General features: G+C 59.9%; 24 protein-coding genes. 17 read left to right on the top strand and 7 right to left on the bottom strand.

All coding sequences use genetic code 11. From position 1 onward, the window contains the following. A complete protein-coding gene (locus tag IE127_RS07190) occupies positions 1 to 2592 on the top strand; it encodes a DEAD/DEAH box helicase (RefSeq protein ID WP_189424799.1) in 2592 nt (863 codons plus the stop codon). Positions 2593 to 2623: 31 nt separating this feature from the next. Here the strand turns inward: IE127_RS07190 and IE127_RS07185 are convergent, their stop codons facing one another. Both IE127_RS07185 and IE127_RS07180 read right to left on the bottom strand, forming a co-directional pair. Continuing rightward, complete coding sequence (locus tag IE127_RS07185) at positions 2624 to 3139, bottom strand: PIN domain-containing protein (protein ID WP_189424798.1); 516 nt, start codon at positions 3137 to 3139, stop codon at positions 2624 to 2626. Further along, the gene (locus IE127_RS07180; RefSeq protein ID WP_189424796.1) at positions 3136 to 4218 is read right to left on the bottom strand and encodes a helix-turn-helix domain-containing protein; all 1083 of its coding nucleotides are present in this window, start codon (positions 4216 to 4218) and stop codon (positions 3136 to 3138) included. Before IE127_RS07180 ends, IE127_RS07185 begins: the two co-directional genes overlap by 4 nt. A 100-nt stretch (positions 4219 to 4318) precedes the next feature. On the opposite strand from IE127_RS07180, the gene IE127_RS07175 reads away from it, so the two are divergent. The 4 genes from IE127_RS07175 to IE127_RS07160 all read left to right on the top strand — a co-directional run bounded on the left by IE127_RS07175 (position 4319) and on the right by IE127_RS07160 (position 7012). After that, positions 4319 to 4543: a DUF2188 domain-containing protein gene (locus IE127_RS07175; RefSeq protein WP_189424795.1), complete on the top strand. Its 225-nt coding sequence runs from the start codon at positions 4319 to 4321 to the stop codon at positions 4541 to 4543. 17 nt (positions 4544 to 4560) lie between these two features. Continuing rightward, positions 4561 to 5499, top strand: a complete 939-nt coding sequence (locus IE127_RS07170; RefSeq protein ID WP_189424793.1) for a hypothetical protein — start codon at positions 4561 to 4563, stop codon at positions 5497 to 5499. Between the two features lie 12 nt (positions 5500 to 5511). Next, positions 5512 to 6420, top strand: a complete 909-nt coding sequence (locus IE127_RS07165; protein WP_189424791.1) for a pPIWI-associating nuclease domain-containing protein — start codon at positions 5512 to 5514, stop codon at positions 6418 to 6420. 226 nt (positions 6421 to 6646) lie between these two features. After that, positions 6647 to 7012 carry a phosphoglycerate kinase gene (locus IE127_RS07160; protein ID WP_189424789.1) on the top strand — a complete coding sequence of 122 codons (366 nt, stop codon included), beginning with the start codon at positions 6647 to 6649 and terminating at the stop codon, positions 7010 to 7012. A gap of 68 nt (positions 7013 to 7080) precedes the next feature. Here the strand turns inward: IE127_RS07160 and IE127_RS07155 are convergent, their stop codons facing one another. Next, a complete protein-coding gene (locus tag IE127_RS07155) occupies positions 7081 to 7428 on the bottom strand; it encodes a hypothetical protein (protein ID WP_189424787.1) in 348 nt (115 codons plus the stop codon). Between the two features lie 500 nt (positions 7429 to 7928). Between IE127_RS07155 and IE127_RS07150 the strand changes: the two genes are divergently transcribed. Both IE127_RS07150 and IE127_RS07145 read left to right on the top strand, forming a co-directional pair. Further along, positions 7929 to 8135 (top strand): hypothetical protein, encoded by a 207-nt coding sequence (locus IE127_RS07150; RefSeq protein ID WP_189424785.1) that lies wholly within the window; start codon positions 7929 to 7931, stop codon positions 8133 to 8135. Positions 8136 to 8184: 49 nt separating this feature from the next. Beyond that, positions 8185 to 8550, top strand: coding sequence for a hypothetical protein (locus IE127_RS07145; RefSeq protein ID WP_189424783.1), 366 nt, complete (start codon positions 8185 to 8187; stop codon positions 8548 to 8550). Between the two features lie 23 nt (positions 8551 to 8573). On the opposite strand, the gene IE127_RS07140 is transcribed toward IE127_RS07145, so the two are convergent. Next, on the bottom strand, positions 8574 to 10121 hold the full coding sequence (locus tag IE127_RS07140; protein WP_189424782.1) for a LamG domain-containing protein: 1548 nt from the start codon (positions 10119 to 10121) through the stop codon (positions 8574 to 8576). A gap of 113 nt (positions 10122 to 10234) precedes the next feature. Between IE127_RS07140 and IE127_RS07135 the strand changes: the two genes are divergently transcribed. Further along, the gene (locus IE127_RS07135; protein WP_189424780.1) at positions 10235 to 10489 is read left to right on the top strand and encodes a hypothetical protein; all 255 of its coding nucleotides are present in this window, start codon (positions 10235 to 10237) and stop codon (positions 10487 to 10489) included. Between the two features lie 11 nt (positions 10490 to 10500). Here the strand turns inward: IE127_RS07135 and IE127_RS07130 are convergent, their stop codons facing one another. Continuing rightward, entirely contained in the window at positions 10501 to 12126 is a 1626-nt protein-coding gene (locus tag IE127_RS07130; RefSeq protein WP_189424778.1) for a type IV secretory system conjugative DNA transfer family protein, read from the bottom strand. Positions 12127 to 12222: 96 nt separating this feature from the next. Between IE127_RS07130 and IE127_RS07125 the strand changes: the two genes are divergently transcribed. The 7 genes from IE127_RS07125 (at position 12223) to IE127_RS07095 (ending at position 17887) form a co-directional block, all read left to right on the top strand. After that, positions 12223 to 12993 (top strand): hypothetical protein, encoded by a 771-nt coding sequence (locus IE127_RS07125; protein WP_189424776.1) that lies wholly within the window; start codon positions 12223 to 12225, stop codon positions 12991 to 12993. Next, positions 12990 to 13355 carry an ankyrin repeat domain-containing protein gene (locus tag IE127_RS07120; protein ID WP_189424774.1) on the top strand — a complete coding sequence of 122 codons (366 nt, stop codon included), beginning with the start codon at positions 12990 to 12992 and terminating at the stop codon, positions 13353 to 13355. The genes IE127_RS07125 and IE127_RS07120 overlap by 4 nt, the downstream gene beginning before the upstream one ends. A gap of 313 nt (positions 13356 to 13668) precedes the next feature. After that, complete coding sequence (locus IE127_RS07115) at positions 13669 to 14022, top strand: plasmid mobilization protein (RefSeq protein ID WP_189424772.1); 354 nt, start codon at positions 13669 to 13671, stop codon at positions 14020 to 14022. After that, positions 14019 to 15443 carry a relaxase/mobilization nuclease domain-containing protein gene (locus IE127_RS07110; RefSeq protein ID WP_189424771.1) on the top strand — a complete coding sequence of 475 codons (1425 nt, stop codon included), beginning with the start codon at positions 14019 to 14021 and terminating at the stop codon, positions 15441 to 15443. Before IE127_RS07115 ends, IE127_RS07110 begins: the two co-directional genes overlap by 4 nt. Positions 15444 to 15466: 23 nt before the next feature. Then, positions 15467 to 15784, top strand: coding sequence for a type II toxin-antitoxin system HicB family antitoxin (locus IE127_RS07105; protein ID WP_189424769.1), 318 nt, complete (start codon positions 15467 to 15469; stop codon positions 15782 to 15784). A 56-nt stretch (positions 15785 to 15840) separates the two neighbouring features. Continuing rightward, a complete protein-coding gene (locus IE127_RS07100) occupies positions 15841 to 16977 on the top strand; it encodes a DUF3644 domain-containing protein (RefSeq protein ID WP_244640020.1) in 1137 nt (378 codons plus the stop codon). A 40-nt stretch (positions 16978 to 17017) separates the two neighbouring features. Continuing rightward, on the top strand, positions 17018 to 17887 hold the full coding sequence (locus IE127_RS07095) for a phage exclusion protein Lit family protein (protein WP_189424765.1): 870 nt from the start codon (positions 17018 to 17020) through the stop codon (positions 17885 to 17887). 29 nt (positions 17888 to 17916) lie between these two features. Here the strand turns inward: IE127_RS07095 and IE127_RS07090 are convergent, their stop codons facing one another. Continuing rightward, on the bottom strand, positions 17917 to 18753 hold the full coding sequence (locus IE127_RS07090; RefSeq protein ID WP_189424763.1) for a recombinase zinc ribbon domain-containing protein: 837 nt from the start codon (positions 18751 to 18753) through the stop codon (positions 17917 to 17919). Further along, entirely contained in the window at positions 18714 to 19547 is an 834-nt protein-coding gene (locus IE127_RS07085; RefSeq protein ID WP_189424761.1) for a recombinase family protein, read from the bottom strand. The genes IE127_RS07090 and IE127_RS07085 overlap by 40 nt, the downstream gene beginning before the upstream one ends. Positions 19548 to 20045: 498 nt before the next feature. Between IE127_RS07085 and IE127_RS07080 the strand changes: the two genes are divergently transcribed. Together IE127_RS07080 and IE127_RS07075 are read left to right on the top strand one after the other, a co-directional pair. Then, entirely contained in the window at positions 20046 to 20525 is a 480-nt protein-coding gene (locus IE127_RS07080) for a hypothetical protein (RefSeq protein WP_189424759.1), read from the top strand. Then, a partial coding sequence (locus IE127_RS07075) for a hypothetical protein (RefSeq protein WP_189424757.1) occupies positions 20518 to 20739 on the top strand: 222 nt, incomplete at its 3' end. The genes IE127_RS07080 and IE127_RS07075, both read left to right, overlap by 8 nt.

Raw genomic sequence — 20739 nt, 5'->3', positions numbered from 1 at the left:
ATGAAGTTCACCCTGAAGGATTATCAGGACGAAGCCGTTAAGGACGTCCTCGACCGCCTGAAGAAGGCCCGAAAGCGCTGGCACGAAGATGGTGACAAGCACGCTTTCTCGCTGACCGCGACGACCGGCGCCGGCAAGACCGTCATGGCGGCAGCCGTCTTTGAGGCCCTGTTCTTCGGCAATGACGATCACGAATTTGAACCTGACCCCGGTGCTGTGGTCATCTGGTTCAGCGACGATCCGTCCCTGAATGAGCAGTCCCGCTGGCGGCTTCAAGAGGCGTCGGACAAGCTCACGGTCTCCGATTTGGTAACAGTAGGCAACACGTTCGGTGGTGAGAAGTTTCAGCCGGGCAAAGTCTATTTCCTCAACACGCAGAAGCTCTCCAAGAACAGCCTTCTGGTGCGTGGCCACGATGCCGATGATCCGGCGTTGGAGACGGCGGATGGCCAGCGCATCATGCCCGACATGCGCTCCCACACGATTTGGGACACGATCCGCAACACCATCGAAGACCCTGATCTAACGCTGTATCTCGTCCTCGACGAGGCCCACCGAGGTATGAAGGAAGGCGGCAGGGCTAACGGTGACAGCAAGCCAACCATCGTCAGGCAATTGATTAACGGCTCCGGCGGCACGCCAGGTGTTCCCATCGTTTGGGGTATCTCAGCGACTGTGCAACGGTTCAATGACGCTGTGGCCGGGATGCAGGGTCGCGACACCCTGTCCCCAGTGATCGTTGACGCCCGGAAGGTTCAAGAATCGGGACTTCTCAAGGATACGATCAATCTCGACGTGCCCGACGAGGACGGGAATTTCCAGACCGTTCTTCTGCGGCGTGGTACCGACAAGCTGCGAGAGATTTCGGAAGCATGGGAGGATTACGCCAACCAGCAAGACGACGCGGATACCGTCCACCCGCTAATGGTGCTTCAGGTTCCAAATTCGCCAGATCACAACGAGATTGGCAAATGGCTGGACACGATCTTCGAGCAGTGGCCCGAACTGCCGCACGATTGCGTCGCAAACGTCTTTGGCGAACACAAGAGCGAAAAGTTCGGACGCTACGCGGTCCCTTACATCCCCCCAGAGCGCGTTCAGGAGTCTGACTGGGTGCGTATCCTGGTGGCGAAGGATGCCATCAGCACCGGCTGGGACTGCCCGCGCGCGGAGGTCATGGTTTCCTTTCGTGCCGCCTCGGACAAGACGCATATCACGCAGCTACTCGGGCGTATGGTGCGTACGCCCCTTGCACGGCGCATTCCCGGCAACGAACGTCTGAATGCCGTGGACTGCCTGCTGCCGCACTTCAATAAGAAGTCGGTGGAGGCGGTCGTCACGTCGCTGATGACTGGAGCCGAGGGCGGCGAGGAACTGCCCGGTCGCCGCATCCTCATCAATCCGCGCGAGATGAAGCCCAATCCGGCTATCCCCGAGGACGTGTGGGAAAAGCTGCTGTCCCTGCCATCGCTGACGCTCCCTAAGCGGCAGACCCGTCCGGTCAAGCGCCTCACAGCGCTGGCTCACGAGTTGGCGGCTGACAGTCTATTGGCTGATGCAGGTAAAAAGGCCCATGCAGAGATGCACAAGGTGCTCGATGGGGCACAGGTCCGCTACGCCGACGAGATCAAGAAGGCGCGCGCATCCGTGATGACGGTCGAAGGAAAGACCGTGAAAGCCGACGTTGAGACCAAAGGCATGACTTTCGACGATTTCGTTGAGGCCGCAGACTATGCCGTGGTCGAAGACGCTTATAAACGCGCCGCTCGTGTCGTCAGTCCCGATCTCGCCACCACATACAGCGAGCACTTGGCCAGCAAGGCGCCCGAAGATGAAGACCCCGAGGACGCGCTAATCGAGGCGCACACCGTCATAGCCGCTATGGGTCTTGTGTCAGGCATCAAGGACGACTTGGACGTCGCAGCCGAAAAGCTGGCCAACCAATGGCTTACGCAGTATAGGGTATCGATAAAGAGCCTATCGGACGAGCGGCAGGAGGTGTATCGCGAAATCCAAACGATGAGCGCCGATCCCCTGCCGGTCGATCTGGCGCGGCCACATACCTGGCTCCAGATGACCACAGCGCGGAAGGCCGATGGTACCGAAGAACCTCTGCCGCGCTTCGAGAAGCACCTTCTCTGCGATTCGGATGGCACATTCCCCGGCGACTTCAACTCGTGGGAAACTAGAGTCGTGACTGACGAACTTAAGCGCGAAGGTACCATTGGTTGGTATCGCAATCCCGCTCGCGCCAGCCAAGACTCGCTTGGCGTGACCTATGACGATGGCGGCGAGCAAAAAATCCTCCGACCGGACTTCATCGTCTTTGCCCGCCTCCCGGACGGGACGATAGCGGCCGACATTATTGATCCACACGGAATTCAGTTCGGCGACGCGCTTCCGAAGCTAAGGGGATTGGCAGCGTATGCGGAAGAAAACGCCGGTCTGTACCGACGCATCGAGGTATATGCTGAAGTGGCGGGGAAGGAACGTGTCATCGATCTGACGGAGGCGGCTGCACGCGCCGTGGTAAGGTCCGCCACCACCGTCAAGGAAGTGTACGAGAGTGATGCGGCGAGCGATTACTCTTGAACGCGCTGTTCAAGACCGGCCGGAAAGTCGATTACCTAAGCCGCTTTCGCAATGAACGTAACCGGCGGTCGATTTCGTCGGGGGGTAGGAAAACCGTCCGATCGTCGCGCCAGCATTCGAGAGCCTCGATAAGCAGGTCCGCTTCGCAACTTCTGCTATCGGCCAGCAGGTCGATAATCCAAAGTACACCATGCACCGCTACGGCGTGTTCTTGCGCCGCCCGGCGCAACAGATTGTCGCCCGTCAGCAGGGTAGCTTCGTCATGCGCCATCGTTGTTGCGAGGCAAAAACAATCGTTGGGCGACAATCGTCCATACTGGGCGCCGATTGTGAATGCCTTGGTCATCACATCTGGCGGAAGGTCAAAGGTCTGCCAACCGCCGTCTTCTAACATCCGCCACTCCTGCGGCGTGAAATCCAGGAGCTCGGACTGGCGGATCGGCAACGGCACAATGAACCGATAGGGAAGAGCGATTAGGGCATGCAGGAGCCGCCCCTTCTTTAGGTCGATCAGACAGGACGCATCATTGACGATGATACTGGTCACGCGCCACGCGGCCCCCGGATACCTTCCTCAATAGCTGCTAGCGGCCGCTTGAGAAGCTGTGCAGCTCGCGCCGGCGAAATCAGCTCCTCAGCCAGCGCCCGATACACAAGGCTTTGGAAGCGCTCGGGATGCTCAAAAGCACCCAGCCCTACATCATCCTGAATTGGTTCCGGCTCGTCAGTGCGCCAGCGCCTTGCAAAGGTGCGGAAAGCGTAAGTGACCGCGTTATCCGGCAATATCCCGGCATTGCCAAGCCGCACTAGCAGCGCGGCAGCCGACACACCATAAAAGCGCTTGAGCTGGATAATCTCGTGATAGGCGATCCCCCGCCGGTGGTTCCCGACTTCACGCCGCAGGTGGGCTGCCGGCACGAGAAATGCGCCCGCGAAGCGGTTCATCGCGGTTTCGAGTTTAATGTCCTTGCCCTTCACGCCGCGAATAACACGGTGCGCCAATTCATGGGCAAGGGTGAAGCGCTTGCGCTCCACATTGATCTTCTCGGAAATCACGATGGCTTCAGTGTCGGGTCGATCGCCACTACGTTTCACAGTGCAGGTCAATCCCGAAACATTGTCCGGGAAGGCCGCGACAATAACCTTCACGCCGCACTCTTCCAGCAAGCCAATCATGCTCGGGATGGGGTCTAGACCCAACCGCCACTGCTTGCGCAGTTTATCGGCAAGCGCTTCCGCCTCGTCATAGCTGGAAACGCCGTCACACCGTATGTCGGCAAACGGATCGCCTGCGGGGGCCAGCTCCAGAATGTCCTCAATCGCCAGATAGCGCTCCAGCTCCTCGGTCACGATCGCTTCGACGCGTGCCCGATCGCGCGCGGAGGTGCCGGAATGTTTGCGGAATTCGATCCCCTGAAGCTCTTCCACGTTTGAGGACATCAGAAAATCCAGCGACACACCGAGCGCCTGGCCAAGACCGAGTAGAACGCCCGAGCTGGGCATCATTTCGTTCGCTTCGTATTTGCTGATCGCTTGCGCGCTCACCGGAGGATTCATGACTTCGGCAAGGCCGCGCAGGGAATAGCCCGCCTTTTTCCGAGCAATTCTCAGCCTTTCACCTAGCATCGCGGCCTCCTTGGCGGGGGTTGACGTTTTTCATATGTTCTACTAAATTGTAAATACAAGGTTGACGATAGTCAAGTTCAAACTGCGCTGGAGAACCAAAATGTCGCATAAGAATCAGCATGTTGTTCCTCACGAAGCCGGTTGGGCCGTCAAAGGCGCCGGGAATCAAAAGGCAACATCTGTCCACCCCACCCAGGCCAAGGCCATCGCAGCGGCCAAGGAGACCGCCAAGAGCCACGGCAGTGAAATGCTTATCCACGGTCGCAACGGCCAGATCAGGGAACGTAACACCTACGGGTCTGATCCCTATCCGCCCAAAGGGTAACAGAAAGGACGATCGCAATGCGGATCGAGAAAAAGCGCATCCACAACCTGCAACAGTATCTGGCCGATCTCCCGGCAGGAGAGCCGTATCGCGTGATCGCGCGCATCACGCCAGATCGTGAGCATTTGCTTTCCCGGGCTGGGTTCCCGGCGCTTAGCGACAACGGAACCACCGTGTTGCCTGCCATCATCGGCCCCGTTTCCAGGTACAACGCAGAAGGGGCGTGGCGCATCTTGCGCGATCAGCCCAAGGAATCTCGCTATATCCGCACGGTGCGTTGGCGCTGGACCCAATGGGCGGGACGTGACCAGACGAAGGAAATGGAAGAAGAACGCGACATCTTTCGCGACTGCTATCCACGGGAACTGGCAGCGCCGCCGTCCATCGAACTGTCGGTAGCCGAGCGTGATGGCGATCGCTTCGTCACTTCCCCGGCAGTCGATAATAATGCCGCGTCCGAAGCTCACGGCAAACATGTCGTCAACCTAATGCTGGAGTTATTCGGCTCCTGTGAAACCCACACCGCCGATCTGGCAAGAATCGCCGATGCACCGGTCAAGAGGGTGAATTGGCATATGCTGCCGCCGGGCGAATATCCGTGGGCGCGCCTTGAAGAACATCTGAAAGCCGCTCTGCGTCGGCGTTCTGATGCCGATTTTCGTATACTCATGGACCGCCAGGAAACCATTAAGTCCTATGGCCCAGACGAGATTTACGTGGGCTCCGGCGGGTTTTCCGACTACGTAGCCTATCGCTTCAAGACCCTCGGCATCGTCGTGATGGAGAGCATTCAGCGCGACAACGCCCTCTACGTTTTCGGCGAAGACTGGGAGCGTGTGTCGCAGCTCACGAAAGCTGAAGTTCTGAGCAACCGGTTCCACCGCGACCGGCTGATCCACGCCAAGGGCTGGCGTTCGCGCCTGTACGATGTGTTGCGGCCGGCAGCCGCTGCATAAGGGAGGGTCCGCATGGCTCGTCGAATTTCACCGTCCCAATTCAGAAGCAAGCTGCGCCAGGCGGAGAGCCGTCTCCGTCAGGCGCAGAACCAGCAGAAGCAGGCGTTACGTCGGCTGGAACAGGATGTGCGGCGGCATCAGCAAAAACGAAAAGCCGCTATTGACGCCTATAACCGTGAGGTCCGGGCATACAACGCGCGCGTCGAGAAGAACCGCCAGAAGATTAACAACGCACTGCGACAATTGCAGAGCAGGCCCACAACGACCCACACGAGCACCTTCACGATCGTGCGGAGCTCCGCGGTCAGGCTGAATGAAACATACACGCGCCTGGAGCGGCAGAACCCGTATGACGACGGCGATCCCGGCTTTCATCTTGGTCTGGAATTGCCGCAACAGGAAAACGCCAACAATCTTGCACTGGCCAATGCTCTCGCTGGCGAGCCTGTCGAGGAGGAGGGCGATGAAGAAGACCTTCAGAACACGACAATTGGCGATCAACTCGCCCAGATTTCCGCTGACTTACACGACAGATGGCACGGAGCACTGTTTGCCCTGAATCCTCGAAATCCCGATGCAGCACGCCATTTCTGTACGAGTGTGCGCGAGATTTTCACTCAGATTCTGCACGCCCGCGCCCCCGACGATGCCGTATTAGCGGCGGCGCCCGATTGCCAGAAAGACAATAACGGCCGTCCGACACGGCGCGCCCGGATTTATCACCTGTTGCGGGCCAAGAATCTCGCCAGTGCGGAACTGGTCGAATTCGTTGACGAAGACATTGAGAACGTGATCGAGCTGTTTGGCCTGTTCAACAAGGGCACCCATGGCAAGGCCGGCGCCCTGGGCCTGTCGGTTCTGCTGAACATGAAGCGCCGGGTCGAAGATGCGATCATTTTCGTAACGCGCATAGCGGCGTAGCCTGAGAGATCGCAGTACGCGCCGATCGTCCCACCTTCTTCCCTTTCGGTTGCCCGTCCCTCTGAAATTCTCGCGGTCCTGCCGGACGGCGCTTTGCCGTCAAGGGGCTGCCCGCACCACCCCGCCGCAGGCGGGCCGTGTTGCCCATGACGGCGGCAGCCGATGCCGCCCGGCCTTTCGTTCCGCGTCCTTCGGGACAGTCAACAACGAACGAAAGGAAAGAAAAATGGGACTTGATATGTACGCACACTACCTGCACGACGCGCCGTCAACGCCGGTGGATTTCACGGTCGAAAATTACGGCGAGTTGCACTACTGGCGCAAACATCCGAACCTTCATGGCTGGATGGAATGCCTCTATCGCGAGAAGGGCGGCCGGGACAGCTCCTTCAACTGCGTCAATCTCCTTCTCACGGCTGAAGACCTTGACCGCCTTGAGGCTGACATCCGCGCAGGCAACCTTCCGGCGACAATCGGCTTCTTCTTCGGCGTCAGCGATGGCTCCGAGACCGATGACGATCTGCACTTCATCGCGAACGCCCGCGAGGCGATCGCGGATGGTCTGGCTGTCTATTACACATCATGGTGGTGACACCCAGACACAAATCGGGCCGGTGACGGATCACCGGCCCGATCTTTGAAATGGCAGGGTGCTGTCGCTCATCGTTCTCCATTCCAATAGCGCCTTTGCGCTTCGCGCCCCTCCGCCAGCAGTGCCGCCACCCGATCTCGTGCATCATCGAGATGCGCGCGCCTCCGTTTTTCATAATCTGGCAAGCCGTGCTCTGCCGGCATGACGATCGAAGGCATCCCGTCCGCGAGATTGTCGGTGAACGCTTGTCCCATCAAAATCTCGAAAATCTCGCCGCACGGCGCGTCGGGACCGGCATAAGGTACAAGGAGCTTGTGAGCCTCCGCGATCATTGCGCGCGCCAGTGTCAATCCATCAATGATTCCGTGGCGATCTTCGAGGGCGGCAAATTCCAGTCGCACAGTGCGCTCTTTCATAGCTTTCTTCCTCTGCGTATCGGTTTCCCGGCGCCAGAGCCCGATCGGTTGCCCGCTGCGGCCCGGCGTGCGGCCCAGCACACTGCGATGGCGCCCCGGTCACGGTCTGACAGGACATAGATACGCTTCCGCCGCTTCGATTTCCTGGTCACGGGTTGGCCAAGTTATTGATCCGGCTGGCAGATCGGCCCTCTATTTTCCGTAATGATTATTATCGCACCGGAATTTCGTGCCCGCTGGCGCGGCGCGCGCATGTCCATCCCATCTGCCCGGACGGCGGCAGATCAACCCGGCCCGCTCCTGCGGTTCCCCGGTCATCCTTTGCCTGTCCCTTTCGCCCGTTGCTTCATTTGATGCTCGGTTCTGGCGGCCGTCGCCTTGCCGTCAATGACGCTGCCCGCTCCATTCGCTGCGCTCCCGTGTTGGTCTTGACGGCGGCGGCTGATGACGCCCGCCCGGCCTTTCGCATCGAAGCAACTTTGAACGAAAGGAACTGAAAAATGACCGAGAAAACGAACCGCAAGATGCCGAACCTGATCGCCTACCACGTCACCGAGGGCGAAGACGGCAACTGGACCCGCATCGGCGCCGCCTGGGATCACGAAGACGCCAAGGGGCTCACCCTCCAACTGGAAATGGTTCCCGTCGCCTTCACTGGCCGCATCGTCCTCCGCGAACCGAAACCCAAGCAGGAGGCGGGCGCGTAAGCGCCCCCTCACTTCCCCGCAAACGGACATCCAGATGGAGGATCACGCCATGGACACGACAGCCGGTCAGGCCGACCGCCCCCTCACCGAAGCCGACAAGCGCGAAGGTTTCATCCGCGCCACCGGCGGCTTCGCCCGCGCCGAACAACGATGGGCCGAACGCGCCGCGCGCGGCATGACCGACGCCGAACTGGCCGAGGCACTCTCCTTCGAACTGGGCATATTCGGCGGCTCCGGCGGCCCGGACCGCCTCTCCCTCACCTATCAGGGCGCGGGCCTGAAAATCTGGATATCGTGGAAAACCCACAACCATGTCACGATGATGCCGACCTTCGTAGGGCGCACCACCGTTGCCATGGCGCGCCTCGTCTACGGCATCGAAGACCCGGCGGATGCGCAGCTTGCGCTGTTCTAACCGCCATCCTCCGGCGCGCCACCTCAACGACGGACGCACCTGATTAGTCGCCCCCATTCCATGGGATCATCTTTCAAGTCATCGTCAGCCACGCCATTGCTAAAGCCGAACATCATCGCATTTTGTGCGTTGGACTCTGATGAAGACCAATAATTATAGCCAGATTGCTCGGCAACGTTGCCTGTGGGATTACCTGCATTCCAAATCAGGTCGAGCTCGGCTATCGCCGGCAAATACCAGTCATCGTAACCATGAGCCGACAGCCCGTCGCAATACATCGCCGCCTCGTACGGCGCGCCGGCATCGGCCAGCGCCACCAGCCCCGCCGTATTGCCCGGCCCGTCCGTGGTGCTGGTGAAGCCGGTCGAGGTGTAGTTCGCCGTGCCGTTGTTCCATGTCGTGGTGGTTTCATGCGCGGCGGCGCTGACATAAACATCCGTGCCGCCGATGGCCCCGGCATAATAGGTGCCGTCGCTACATTGATCGCCGACATTCGGGCAGCAAGTCGGGCCATCCAGCGCTTTGCCGATCCCGATCCAGCTTGCCCCGTCGCAATATTGCATGACGCCGCATCGCGTATTGTAGAAAAGCGCGCCCTCGTTTCCTTGCGGTGCGGTGCAGCCTTCGCCGGAATTACCCCCGGTGGTCAAGTAAAGCCTTTCGACTTCCGCGCTGCCAAGCGGCCTGTCATATACACGAACATCATCGACCGTGTAGTCGGCGAAGACCGACCTCAACAGGTACCACGTTTGGTTCCCGCCCGGTGTAGAGGAAGGAATGGTGCCAACAAAGTCCAAGTCCACTTGCTGGCCATCGACATAGCCTTTCAGGCGCATCTCATTGGAACTTTGAGTGCCATCAAAGACCAGTACGTAGTGATGCCACTGGGCATCATCGAGTGAATAGCCTGCCGCCTCCCACCAGCCGGGAGGCGAGCCGCCCGGTGCCGCGACCGCGAAATAAACCTCGCCGTCGCCGTTGGGCGAAATATGAAAACCGTCTGTATTGTCACCGTGATTCCCAAGATAGACGGTGCTCCCGGCACTGTCCTTCTTGATCCAACCCGCGACCGTCACGCGGGCGACGCCTTCGGCGGCAGGCAGCACACCGCATTCCACGTCATTATTCCCTGCCGAATGGATGGCGGTGCCGTCGCGGCCTGGAACTGAGGCAGCCGGTCCGCCGGATACCACACAGTCAACGCCTCCCACCTCGTCCACAAATGGCCCGGCACCGGCATCATCGAGTTTCCAATGATGAACAAGGCCAGCCGCAGGCGGTACCATCATTGGACCCATCGCCTGCCACGCATTGCCCGCACATCCCTGCAATACCCGGTGGTCAGTATTATAGAAGATCGTCCCCTCATCGCGCGTGGGACTGCTGCAACCGCCGCTGCCCGTTCCGGCCCCGTGCATCGCAATCCAGCCCGAGCCATCGCAATATTGAAGCATCCTGTGATCGCTATTGTAGATGATTGTCCCGGCCGGTCGGGTTTCGGGGGCAAGGATCGTCGTGCCGTTCGGTACGACGTCGCAGTCAGCCCATGCCGGCACCGCCGACAGGGACATCAAGCCCAACCCTAACAATAACGATACGGCGCGTCTCAAATACATCCCCATTATGCGCATTAATAAAGTTTCTATTGTACAATAGAATATCGCCAAAAGTCATGGGGAAATAGATGCGCATTGAATCAGCAGAAAAGAAGCGATACGACGTTATTATATTTGAATCCTTCACCTATCGCGGCAAGACGCGGAACAAACCGCACAGGGTCGGCACGGCCCTGCCGTCGGTGAAGGGCGGCCTGGTCATGTTCATTCCGCCCGGAATTGCGATTACCGGGCGGGTGCTGATCGTGCCGGAGAAAACGCCGCTGGATGAAATCGACCTGATCGAAGCCTATGAAAGCGCGGCGGACGAGCACGGCGTCTGATTGCTGCCGGTTCAGTATTTCACACGGTATTTCGGCCACGGCGTCGGCGGATCGCCCTCAACCGGATTGGTGTTCACCCAGTCCTGCCAGGGGATGACCTCCCAGAACGGCACGCGCCGCGCCATGATCGGCGGGTTGTTCTGCACGAACAGGATTTGCGCATCGCGGGGAAGCTGCCGTATCTCATCGGGGGAAAGCAGTGGCCGCCCCGTCTCGCTGAAACTTTCTCCGGCGGCGTCGTCCATAGACCGGCCGAGATTATAGCTATTGGTGACGACCGTACGGTTGCCGAGCGCCGCCGAAAGTTCCTTCGCCAGCTCGTGGTTCTGCACCGCGAAATACTGCACCACCTCGGACTGCGACAGGATCGTTGCGGTGGCCTCGCGCCCATAGACGCGGCGCAGCTCGGCCAGCTCCTGCACGATCATCCATACCCGCACGCCCAACCCCGGCAGGGCGGTCAGGCTCTCGGTCAGGTTATGGATACGGCCCATGTTCGACGCCTCATCCAGCAGGAACAGCACCTGATTATTGCCGCCCTGCCGCGCCACCGCATCGATCGCCTGCCGCGCCAGCAGCCCCAGCCATGCGCCGTTGGTCTGAATTTCATCCTGCGGGATGACGAGATAGATGCTGGTCGCGCCGCTCTTCAACTCCGCGAAATCGAAATCCGATCCGCTGACGCAATCGGCAAGCCAGCCTGACGGCTCGAATATATCGACCGCCTGCACCGCCCCTTCCCGAAAATCGCCGAACTGCTCCGGGTTGCTCGCCTTCAGCCGCGCAAGGTCTTCGGCCAGGTCGGCGACGACGCCACCAAGCGCGTCCGAGCCTGCCATATCGGTCAGCGCATCGTCCATCCGCGCGGTGGATTGCAGGATGCGCCACAGCTCTGGCAGTGTGTTGGTGGCCGGGTCTTCGCGCGTGGCGAGATAGAGCATCAGCGCACGCAGCAGCTTGCGCGCCCCCTCCCGGAAAAACCGGTTCTTCGCATCGGTCTCCGGCTCCGGGACGAGCTGGAGCGCAAGATCGCGCACCGCGCCGGTCAGGCCGCGCCGCTGGTTGTCATCTTCATAAAGCGCCACCAGAACCGCCAGCGGATTGAACCGGTGCTGCGGCAGGCCGTGCAATCCCCACGGATTGAGGATGCAGACCTTCTGCCCGAACGTCTCATGCCGGTGCCAGGCCGTCATCCCGGCCAGCTCACCCTTGGGGTCGGTGACGAACACGCTGCCCTGCCAGTGCAAGAGGTTGGGCGTCACGACCGACACCCCCTTGCCCGTTCGTGCGGGCGCGACGGTCAGGAGGTGCGCCTTGCCGTTGTGAAAGATCAGCTTGCGGTCATGAACGCCGAGGAATAGCCCGTCCTGATCGTACAGTCCGGCCTTGGCGACATCTTTTCGGCTGGCAAAGCGCGCCTGACCATAGACACCGCTCGGCGTATTTGCGGCCGCGATCTTGCGCGCCTCGTCCCGGTTCTGGCGCATGATCCGCGTCGCGCCATACAGCACGATCGCGCCGGTCCCGCCGAACAGCAACTGCCCCGGACCTTCCGGCGAGACTGATGCCGCCCAGAACAACGCCGCACCCGCGAGCCATGCCGGAATGCTCGATTTGCGCTGCCCGGTATTCGCCATGTGACCGCTCCGTCAATTTGTGCATTATGGGAATGAGCGTGCCGCACGGATCGCGCACGCGTATTGGGCACGAGCTGGTCAGACTGAAACGGAGCAATGACGGGCACGCAGGCAGCGATAGCGACGGAGCAGACGCGGTTCGATCAGGCTGATCGCAATCGCATTCGCCGATGCCTGCTGCGCTACATGGAAGAAAATCGTATCGGCGTCCCGACGCTGCAAAAGCTCATTGCCGAGGCCAACGACCTGACCCTCGACCGCTTGCCGCTGAAGACGCTGCAACGGTTCCTCGCCGATACCCATCGCTCCAACGATATCATGGTCAGGTTCTGTCAGCGCTTCGCAGCAGACCTCGCCGATGACGATCCGCTGGACAGTTTCGGCGAAGCGCTGATCGGCTTCTGGGGCGCGACGGCCAGCGTCCGTAACTGGCAGGCACTGGCCCCCGACATGATCGGCACGTTTGAGGGTCGAGCCGAGGAAGCGGTCACCGGCCTGCGGATGGGACAGGATTCATGGGTACCGTTCTCCGCCTTGACCGTCGAGGCCGTCCCGGCGCAGCCCTACGCCCGCGCGGCAGAGACGATCAGCAACTGGAGCCGCACGGTATCGCCGGACCCCGGCGACCATGTGCGCCGATCTTACGAAGGCGTCCTGCTTCATCCGCCGGGAGCCTTGCTGCTGGCGTTGCGCAACAGCCTCACCGGCGCACCGCGCCTTTACTGGCTGGACGCTTTCGACGGGCCGCGCCTGACCGGCTACGGCCATGAAACCGCAACCCCCATTGAGGACCGTCCGGTCAACGCGGCCGCCTTCAGCTCCGCCCGCGTGATCTTCGATCGCGTCGGGCCGGAGGGGGAAACATGAGCGGCGCGGCACCACGACGCGCCCCCAAAACCCGCCCCGACGACAGTGAGGCAGCGGACAGGCTCGATCACGCCCTGCTGAAAGCGGCCTATGCCGCCGACCGCGATGCGGTGATCGCGGCGCTGGAGGACGGCGCCGACGTAAACGCGCAGGATCGGGCCACCGGCCTTGCTGCACTGCACATAGCCGTGGGCACGAACAACCTGTCCCTCGCCCGCATGCTGATCGAGGACTGGCGCGCCGCGATTCAGCCCGATGGAAACGGACGCTGGCCAACCGTCATCGCCGCGCGTTGTCGGGTGGACGAAGACCTCTCCGATTACATCGCCGAAGCCGAAGAAATGGCCCAGTCATCAGAGTGACCAGAATTTGACCAACGGCCTTATATTGTTGTAAACTCATTCAAATTCCCGGATTGAGCATGCCCTGACATGTTCCTTAAGAAGTCCCTAATCTTGTTCTGGGATAATTAATCTTAACATTAGCATGGGTTGCAAGATGTGCGCGGAGTCTCCGCGCCATCTTGGCAAGGGGGGCTCAAAAGCCGCCCCCCGTTGCATCCCCCAGCTTGTCGGTCCCGCCCGGCATCGAGCCTGTTCGGGACCGATCGCAGCGTTTCGACGCTGCACCACGACCAAGGGAAGCGCGTCCTTGGATGCGCGGAAGGGGCCGGCGATGACAAGTAGCGGCAGCGATACCCGTCAGCGTCAAACGACGTTGACGGCGCGGTTCAACGATCAGGAAGCCGAGGCGATCCGGCAGATAGCCGATCGCGCGGGTGTCCCCGTGGCTTCCTACCTGCGTGCCGCAGCGTTGAACCGATCGCCTGGCCGTGCCATCCGCCGGCCTACGGTCAACCATGAAACGGCTGCCCGTCTTCTCGGCAATCTTGGGCGGATCGCGCAGACTCTGCGCGCCGCCGCCGAGGCGGGACAACTCGATCCGGCAGAGCCGACCGTTGCCGCCGCGCTCCGCGATATTGCCGAGATGCGCACCGTCTGCTTCGAGGCCCTGGGGAGAGAGCCATGATCCTCAAAGGCAGCCAGCGCGCAGGCGGACGCGACCTCGCCACGCACCTCTCGAATGAATACGACAATGAGCGTATCGAACTCGCATCCGTGCGCGGGACGGTGGCGGATGATCTCCACGGCGCCTTGGCCGAATACGAGGCTGTGGCGGCGGGCACGCGGTGCGTGAAGCCGCTCTACAGCCTGTCGATCAATCCGTCCGCCCCGCTTTCGCGGGCGCAGTACATGGCGGCCATCGATCATATCGAGGATAAGCTCGGGCTGAACGGGCAGCCGCGCGCCATCGTCTTTCACGTAAAAGACGGGCGCGAGCATTGTCATGTCGTCTGGTCGCGCATCGACATCGACAACATGAAGGCTATCCCGATCAGCCATGACCACATGAAGTTGCGCACTTGCGCCCGCGAGCTGGCCCATGCTTATGGCCTTACCCTTCCCCCCGGCCTCGAAGAAGACCGTGGCGACGCGCGCTTCGAGAAGACGCCCGAAATCAGCTTCGCCGAAAAGGCCATGGCGGAGGCCAGCGGCATCACGCCGGAAGCCCGCCGGTCTGCCATCACCGCGCTCTACCAGACATCCGACAATGCGGAATCCTTCCGCGTCGGGCTGGAGCGCGCCGGTTATGTCCTCGCCCAGGGCGAGCGCCGCGCCTATGTCGTCGTTGACCGCGCCGGCCATGTGCATGCCCTCGCCCGTCAGATTGACGGCGTCAAAACGCGCGAGCTGAAGGCGCGGTTGGCGGGCCTGCCACCGGTGAACCTGCCCGATGTCGAGCAGGCCCGCGCGCAGCAGGCCGAGCATGACAAGGCGCTGGCCGAACGGCTGCGTGAAAAGGCGCGCGCCCGTGGCGCGAAGTCCGCCGCCAATCTTGCCGCGAAGCAGGAGGCGCGGCGGCGCAAGGTTATCGACGCCAGGCGGCAGGCGCTGGAGGTGATCCAGCGCGCTGAAAAGCTGTCCCTGCACGCCACCCACAAGGCAGAGCAGGGCAAGCTGTTCAACAAGGTCGCCGGCAAGGTTTTCGCGCTCTTCGAGCGCGTGCCGGCCCTGCGCTCCGTCATCCTGCCGTTACGCCGCAATCCGGCGATCAATGCCGCCGAGCGGCATCGGATCGAGAACGACGCGCTGGAACGCCGCCATGCGCGCGAACAACGGTCGATCGATCGTCGCGCCAGGGCGCTCGACATGATCGATGCGCGCGAGCGGCGTGGCCTGATCCGCGACCTTGTCCGGCAGGCCCGCGCCGACGATCTTGTGCGCGAAACACAAGTCCGGCAGCGTGAGGACGAAATCAGGGATACCGCGACCGATATTACGCGGGATAGCCGCGAGGAAAAGCGTGCGCGGGTGCAGGAACTTCTGGCCGAAGGGCGGCGGAAGAGCCAGAACCCGTCCCACGATCGCGGCAGGGGCCGGTCTCGGTAACGCACAGAAAGGGAGGTTCGAGAATGGACAAGGAAACCCGGCGCTATGTCGCCGTCATCATGAAGGAGCCGGACGCGCCGTACCTCGCCACAGTTCCGGACCTTGGCGCTATGTTCACCCTCGGCGACACCGCCGAGGAAGCCAAAGCCAACTTGCCGGACGCGATCGAAACCTATCTCGACGGCATGGGAACGGATGGCCGCAGCCTGCCGGAACCGCGCAGCCGCAAGGCCGTGCTAGCTCATATCGAGGAGCCGGTCGTGGAAGACTATGTCATAGAGATTGACGTTGCTCCTGAAACCGAGCCAAGTCTAACGAATCGAAATTCGTTTAGACGGTAGATTCAGGCGGAGGGGGCTTGGCGCGACGACCGGGAAATACTCTTGAGAAGTGGGAAGTGGCGCTCGTCAAGGCGATGCTTGCGAAGAAATATGTGCCGCAAGACATACAGGCGTACTTTTCCCGCCCGACCCGTTCTATCAACCATGCCCGAATATCGGAAATTCGGGACGGGACGAAGCACAAAGCCATAAAGGCAGCATCCGACGCCGAACTGGATGCCTTTCTGGAAGCGTGGCCGAATATTGATCCCACGACCGGCCTTCATCTGCAAGGGGACGAACTGCTGGTCAAAGCCCGCGAGGCGATGATCGCGGCGGTCCATACGTTCAATAGCGCCGGACTGCACTTCCGCGCCGAACTGTTCATTGTCACGTCCATCATCGCGTGGACCTACCTGCTGCATGCCTACTACAAGCGAGAAGGTGTCGATTACCGCTACAAGAAGGGTGGCGCAGTTCAGAAAACACCGAGCGGCGCCGATAAGTACTGGGAGCTGGGACAGTGCCTTGCTCACGGAAAATGCCCGCTCGATAAAGGCGTCATCAACAATCTGAACTTTCTCACCGAAATCCGCCATGAGATTGAGCATCGCTCAACCAACCGCATAGATGACGCACTAAGCGCAAAGCTCCAAGCCTGCTGCATCAATTTCAACGATGCGATCAAGCAGCTTTTCGGCAAAGAATTTGCGCTGGAAAAAAGGCTGCCGATCGCGCTCCAGTTTGTCACCTTCGACGGCGCACAACGCGCCGGATTGGTCGGAGCGGAATTGCCGCCACACATCGCTACGGCGATGGATAGTTTTCAGGATGCTCTGACGGAAGACGAGCAGAGCGACCCGAAGTTCCGTTACCGGGTCGCGTTTGTGCCGAAGGTATCAGGCAAAGCATCAAAATCCGATTTTGCTGTTGAGTTCATCAAGCCAGGCTCACCAGAAGCGGAAGCCGTCGAACGCGTCCTCCTGAAAGAGGTTGAGCGTCCGAAATTTCGACCGTCAGAGATCGTCGCGAAGGTCAAGGCTGCCGGATATCCCGCCTTCAATATGCACGACCACACCCTCCTAGCACGGCAACTGGACGCCCGGACACCAGGCAAGGGCTTCGGCGTCATGATTGCCGGCACCTGGTACTGGTACGAGCATTGGTTCGACAAGGTGCTGGAGAAGTTGGCCGAAGGCTGGACCCGCCCCTGACCAGAACTAGATTGAATTACCTATGCCATCTACGAAGCAAGTGACTGACCCTTTCTTTCGGTATGCAGCTCGAACGCCGTTCAACATTGCGCCCGAACGAGGTGGAGAACTTGCGGAGGATATTTTTGGATCCGGGAAATGGGACCTGCGTCCAAGCGAAACAGCGGCGAATTTCTATGCAGTGCCTGCCGACAAAGCGATCTACCTTTCGTACGCGGGGCTCGCGAGCCTGTGGTGCATCGCTTACGCGGCCTTTCATGTTGCAGACATCAGTTCGCGAGCGCAAAGAGCGCCAAGACAAGCCGGGGAGGCCGAGATCAATATTGCGGACGAGTGTGCGGCCCGAAAGGTTCCCGACTATATTGCCTATGCCAAGGCGCTTTTCCGGGCAGATCGGGATTGGCCAGACGACCTTCCACCACCGCCAATTACCCCAGAGTTTGATACGCCAGAAGGTCGAGTGAACAATGTTTTCTTTGGCGCCCTTAGCTGGATCATGCTCCATGAAATTGCCCACGTTCACCACGGTGATGTGAAATTTCTTCCCAAGGACCTTCTCGTAAAGCAGGAGTATCGGGCCGACGCCTTCGCCACGCGATGGATTCTTGACGGGGCGGGAAACGGCCTCCAGCGCGAATTTCGCGTACTAACGATCGTGGTCGCCCTGACCTGGCTATTCTTTTTTGAGCAAACGATAGGCGCCGGAAATGACCATCCCGCAGCCATCTTGCGATTCCGCGAGGCTGCGGACTTGTTCCAGACGGGAAGCCGAAGCGTAGGTCTTGAGAACGCCGGATATGTCCTAAAGGCCCTGCTCGATCCCACCACGCCGGCCCCGCAATTCGATACCTCAAAGGAGGTTTTCGACTGGGTTAGCAGTCGGCTGGAAGCCCTGTTTCCTGCGAGATGAGCCTGTGATAGCAATAGCCCACCGGAGATTTATATAGCGCCCGCAATGACATAGCCGTTCCCAGTTTCATCCTCTCCGGCGCGCCATTCTTGAATACGTCTGGGCACTTCTTCTTCTTCTTCTTCAAAATTACAGTTTGCCGCCGCGAGTTCCAGCGCGCTTGATGCCCTGCCGCGGATGACGACTTTGTCGCCCGCCATGGTGACGCGGTCGATCAGAGCAGAAACATAGGCGCGCCGGAATTTCTTGCTGCCGGAGGTCAGGCCGGCGCGCATGATCTCGGAAAAGCGGACAACCATCTCGGGCGTGATCGCAACGGGGGCGGTGATGCTGGCGCGGGCGCGTTTCACCGCCTCATCAGCGACACTTTTTCGGCTCTTGATCGCTTCGAAACGTCGGGCAAAATCAGGGTCGTCAGCCGAAGCAATTCCCTTTTCGACCAGATCGAAGATGTTATCCAGCGCACGCCGTTCTTCCGACGCGCGCTGCTCAAGCTTCAAAATGTCATTGGTGATTTCCACATTTGCCGCAGTCCGACGCTCCGCAAGCGCACCCAGCAAGGAAGCGAGGTGCTCTGCCTTTACGACCTTTTCAATCAGTGCCTCCGTCACCACTCTATCCAATTCACCGGCCGGAATCCGTGTTGGCCGAGGGCATTTGCTCTTGCCCCTGCTCAGGTGAGTGCGACAGGAATAATATTTGTATTTGCCTGATTTTCCGGTTGTGATGGTCAGCGCCCCGCCACAGCAGCTGCAAACGGCAATGCCCGTCAAAAGGTGGTCTGCGGAGGCAATGCGTGGTGCCGTGTTGAGCGGGTTGTTGCGCTTCAGCTTAGCTTGCACGGCTCCATAGATTGCTTCATCCACGATTCGGGGGCACTCCACCCGGACTTTCTCTCGTGCTCAGATCGTGTCATCGATTTGGTGCCGCGGGTGCGCATATAAAAGCCAGCAGCGTAGGTGGAGGTGAGCTGATTGTGGACGGTTGCGAGGTGCCAGTCGTTGCCTTTCCGCGTTTTTGTTCCCTGTTCATTTAAGAAGTCGGTGATTGATTTCACGCCCATCGGACCACGTTGTCCATCCCCGTTGAGGCATAGGTCAAAAATCTTTCTGATGACGCTCGCTTCGTAGTCGTCGATGGCAAGGATCTTCTTTTCCTTCTTACCGCGCCGTTCCTTGACTATCGCGCGGAAGCCGTATGGCGGTGGCCCACCATTCCAATAACCTTGTCGCGCATTGGCGAACATCATCGCACCAACTTTTTTCGAGTTTTGAATTGAATATTCTTCGTCGATGAGTGCCAGCACGCCGCGAGTTAGTCGCTCTTTGACGTCCTGTGTCGCCGACAAATATTGAACACCCCGGCGCTCGAGATCGCGAATGTTTGTCTCGGAGATAAGCAAGTCCCGCGCAAATCTGCTGGTGGCGTAAACGATGACTGCGTCGAACGGGCGGTCGTCGCTCAACGCCAGCGCGAGCATTCGCTGAAATTGCGGTCGACGGTCATTGGTGCCGGTATTGCCACGCTCAATAAAGGTTTCGACAATCGCGCCGTTCAGGGTCGCAACCTTCAGCTCGATTGCGCTCAGCTGATCCTCTAGCGACAACCCTGCTTCGGCCTGGCGGCGCGTCGAAACACGTATATATGCTGCCACACGCACGATAGAACTCCTTGACCCAGGTACAGCGGCGAGAATAGTAGATGTGTGGCCGTTGGAGCCAATTTCCAGCGCAAAAGCCCATTTTTGCTTCTTTCACCTTTTCTTCAATTGTCTATCAGCACACACTAGGCTCGGAGCCCTGCGGTCGCTTCCGGCACTCTTCGCCTGCACCGGTCGCGGGGAAACAAAGGGTGCCGGAAGACCAGAAAACATCTAGCTCCGCGCGGAGATGGCCTTCGATCGCCAACACTTCCTCTGAAATAAGCTGGCTGACGATCTCCCGTGACCATTCCACCTTAGGCGCACGTGGCCGAGGGGCGCTCGAGCGACCGGAATTGCCGGAAGCGCGATTGGCGTTCTGACCTTCATATGATTGCCGGTATGCTCTCATGCCGCGAATATGGAAGCTGACCGCGCGTCGAACTCCTCCGTTAATTCTTCATAAGCCGCCTGGGGTCGAATTCGCCGACGCGATTTAGCAGGGAGGTCTCCACCCGCATGGCCGTGCACGGTCCCGCGATGAATAGTTCCGATCGCTTAGTTCAGAAATTTGCTGAGGCATTGCGTGGAGACTTTGGTCCGAGGCGGCTATCGCACGCGGTCCGAAGCGTGATGGATGGTGTGGTAGCAGCGCGGGCCGACGGCGCATCGTGGCAGCAAATCGCCGAGCGTCTGAACCTGGCGCTCAACGAATGTGGTCGATCAAAAATCAATGCTGATAGTTTGCGCGGCATGGTCGGCCGAGAAGCCCGAAAAACATTGGTCTCTTCTGTCCAGGGACCGGCGCTGCGAGAGATGTCAAGCGCATCGGCCTCGCCAGCAACTGTAGCAAACGCCGCACCTACCAAGCTTGCGCCGGGAAAAATCATGCCTGGCGATTTAGCCGGGGGGTCGAATGTGCGGCAATCTTCAATTCTCCGCGCGGCACGAAAGGCGCTTTCGACGCACGAAAATATCAGGAGAATCGAAAATGGCTGAGGCCGACGGCTTCCACTTCAAAAACATCATTGTCGCAAGCGAAAAGGGCGGCGTTCGGAAGACCTCCCTGGTTTCAACGCTGGGTATCATTGCTCAGGAGCTGGGTGCTGACCTGTCGCTTTTCGAAATCGATCGTCAACAACAGCTTTCGAACGTAAGCGGGAAGCCCACCCCGTCTGGTGATGGCCGCTGTTGGGCGATATCGACATCCCAG

It is taken from the genome of Devosia pacifica, from assembly GCF_014652635.1.
In the GTDB taxonomy this organism is placed as follows: Bacteria; Pseudomonadota; Alphaproteobacteria; order Rhizobiales; family Devosiaceae; genus Devosia; species Devosia pacifica.
The sequence above is the reverse complement of the archived record's forward strand: the minus strand, read 5'-3'. Positions and strand labels throughout refer to the sequence as shown.

Excerpts from the sequence above, each read along its gene's own strand:
- IE127_RS07125 (WP_189424776.1), top strand. The coding sequence starts at position 12,223 with ATGACGGGCACGCAGGCAGCGATAGCGACGGAGCAGACGCGGTTCGAT.
- IE127_RS07190 (WP_189424799.1), top strand. The coding sequence starts at position 1 with ATGAAGTTCACCCTGAAGGATTATCAGGACGAAGCCGTTAAGGACGTC.
- IE127_RS07155 (WP_189424787.1), bottom strand. The coding sequence starts at position 7,428 with ATGAAAGAGCGCACTGTGCGACTGGAATTTGCCGCCCTCGAAGATCGC.
- IE127_RS07160 (WP_189424789.1), top strand. The coding sequence starts at position 6,647 with ATGGGACTTGATATGTACGCACACTACCTGCACGACGCGCCGTCAACG.
- IE127_RS07180 (WP_189424796.1), bottom strand. The coding sequence starts at position 4,218 with ATGCTAGGTGAAAGGCTGAGAATTGCTCGGAAAAAGGCGGGCTATTCC.
- IE127_RS07115 (WP_189424772.1), top strand. The coding sequence starts at position 13,669 with ATGACAAGTAGCGGCAGCGATACCCGTCAGCGTCAAACGACGTTGACG.
- IE127_RS07080 (WP_189424759.1), top strand. The coding sequence starts at position 20,046 with ATGGCCGTGCACGGTCCCGCGATGAATAGTTCCGATCGCTTAGTTCAG.
- IE127_RS07130 (WP_189424778.1), bottom strand. The coding sequence starts at position 12,126 with ATGGCGAATACCGGGCAGCGCAAATCGAGCATTCCGGCATGGCTCGCG.
- IE127_RS07150 (WP_189424785.1), top strand. The coding sequence starts at position 7,929 with ATGACCGAGAAAACGAACCGCAAGATGCCGAACCTGATCGCCTACCAC.
- IE127_RS07145 (WP_189424783.1), top strand. The coding sequence starts at position 8,185 with ATGGACACGACAGCCGGTCAGGCCGACCGCCCCCTCACCGAAGCCGAC.
- IE127_RS07105 (WP_189424769.1), top strand. The coding sequence starts at position 15,467 with ATGGACAAGGAAACCCGGCGCTATGTCGCCGTCATCATGAAGGAGCCG.
- IE127_RS07135 (WP_189424780.1), top strand. The coding sequence starts at position 10,235 with ATGCGCATTGAATCAGCAGAAAAGAAGCGATACGACGTTATTATATTT.
- IE127_RS07120 (WP_189424774.1), top strand. The coding sequence starts at position 12,990 with ATGAGCGGCGCGGCACCACGACGCGCCCCCAAAACCCGCCCCGACGAC.
- IE127_RS07170 (WP_189424793.1), top strand. The coding sequence starts at position 4,561 with ATGCGGATCGAGAAAAAGCGCATCCACAACCTGCAACAGTATCTGGCC.
- IE127_RS07110 (WP_189424771.1), top strand. The coding sequence starts at position 14,019 with ATGATCCTCAAAGGCAGCCAGCGCGCAGGCGGACGCGACCTCGCCACG.
- IE127_RS07140 (WP_189424782.1), bottom strand. The coding sequence starts at position 10,121 with ATGTCCCTGTCGGCGGTGCCGGCATGGGCTGACTGCGACGTCGTACCG.
- IE127_RS07175 (WP_189424795.1), top strand. The coding sequence starts at position 4,319 with ATGTCGCATAAGAATCAGCATGTTGTTCCTCACGAAGCCGGTTGGGCC.
- IE127_RS07165 (WP_189424791.1), top strand. The coding sequence starts at position 5,512 with ATGGCTCGTCGAATTTCACCGTCCCAATTCAGAAGCAAGCTGCGCCAG.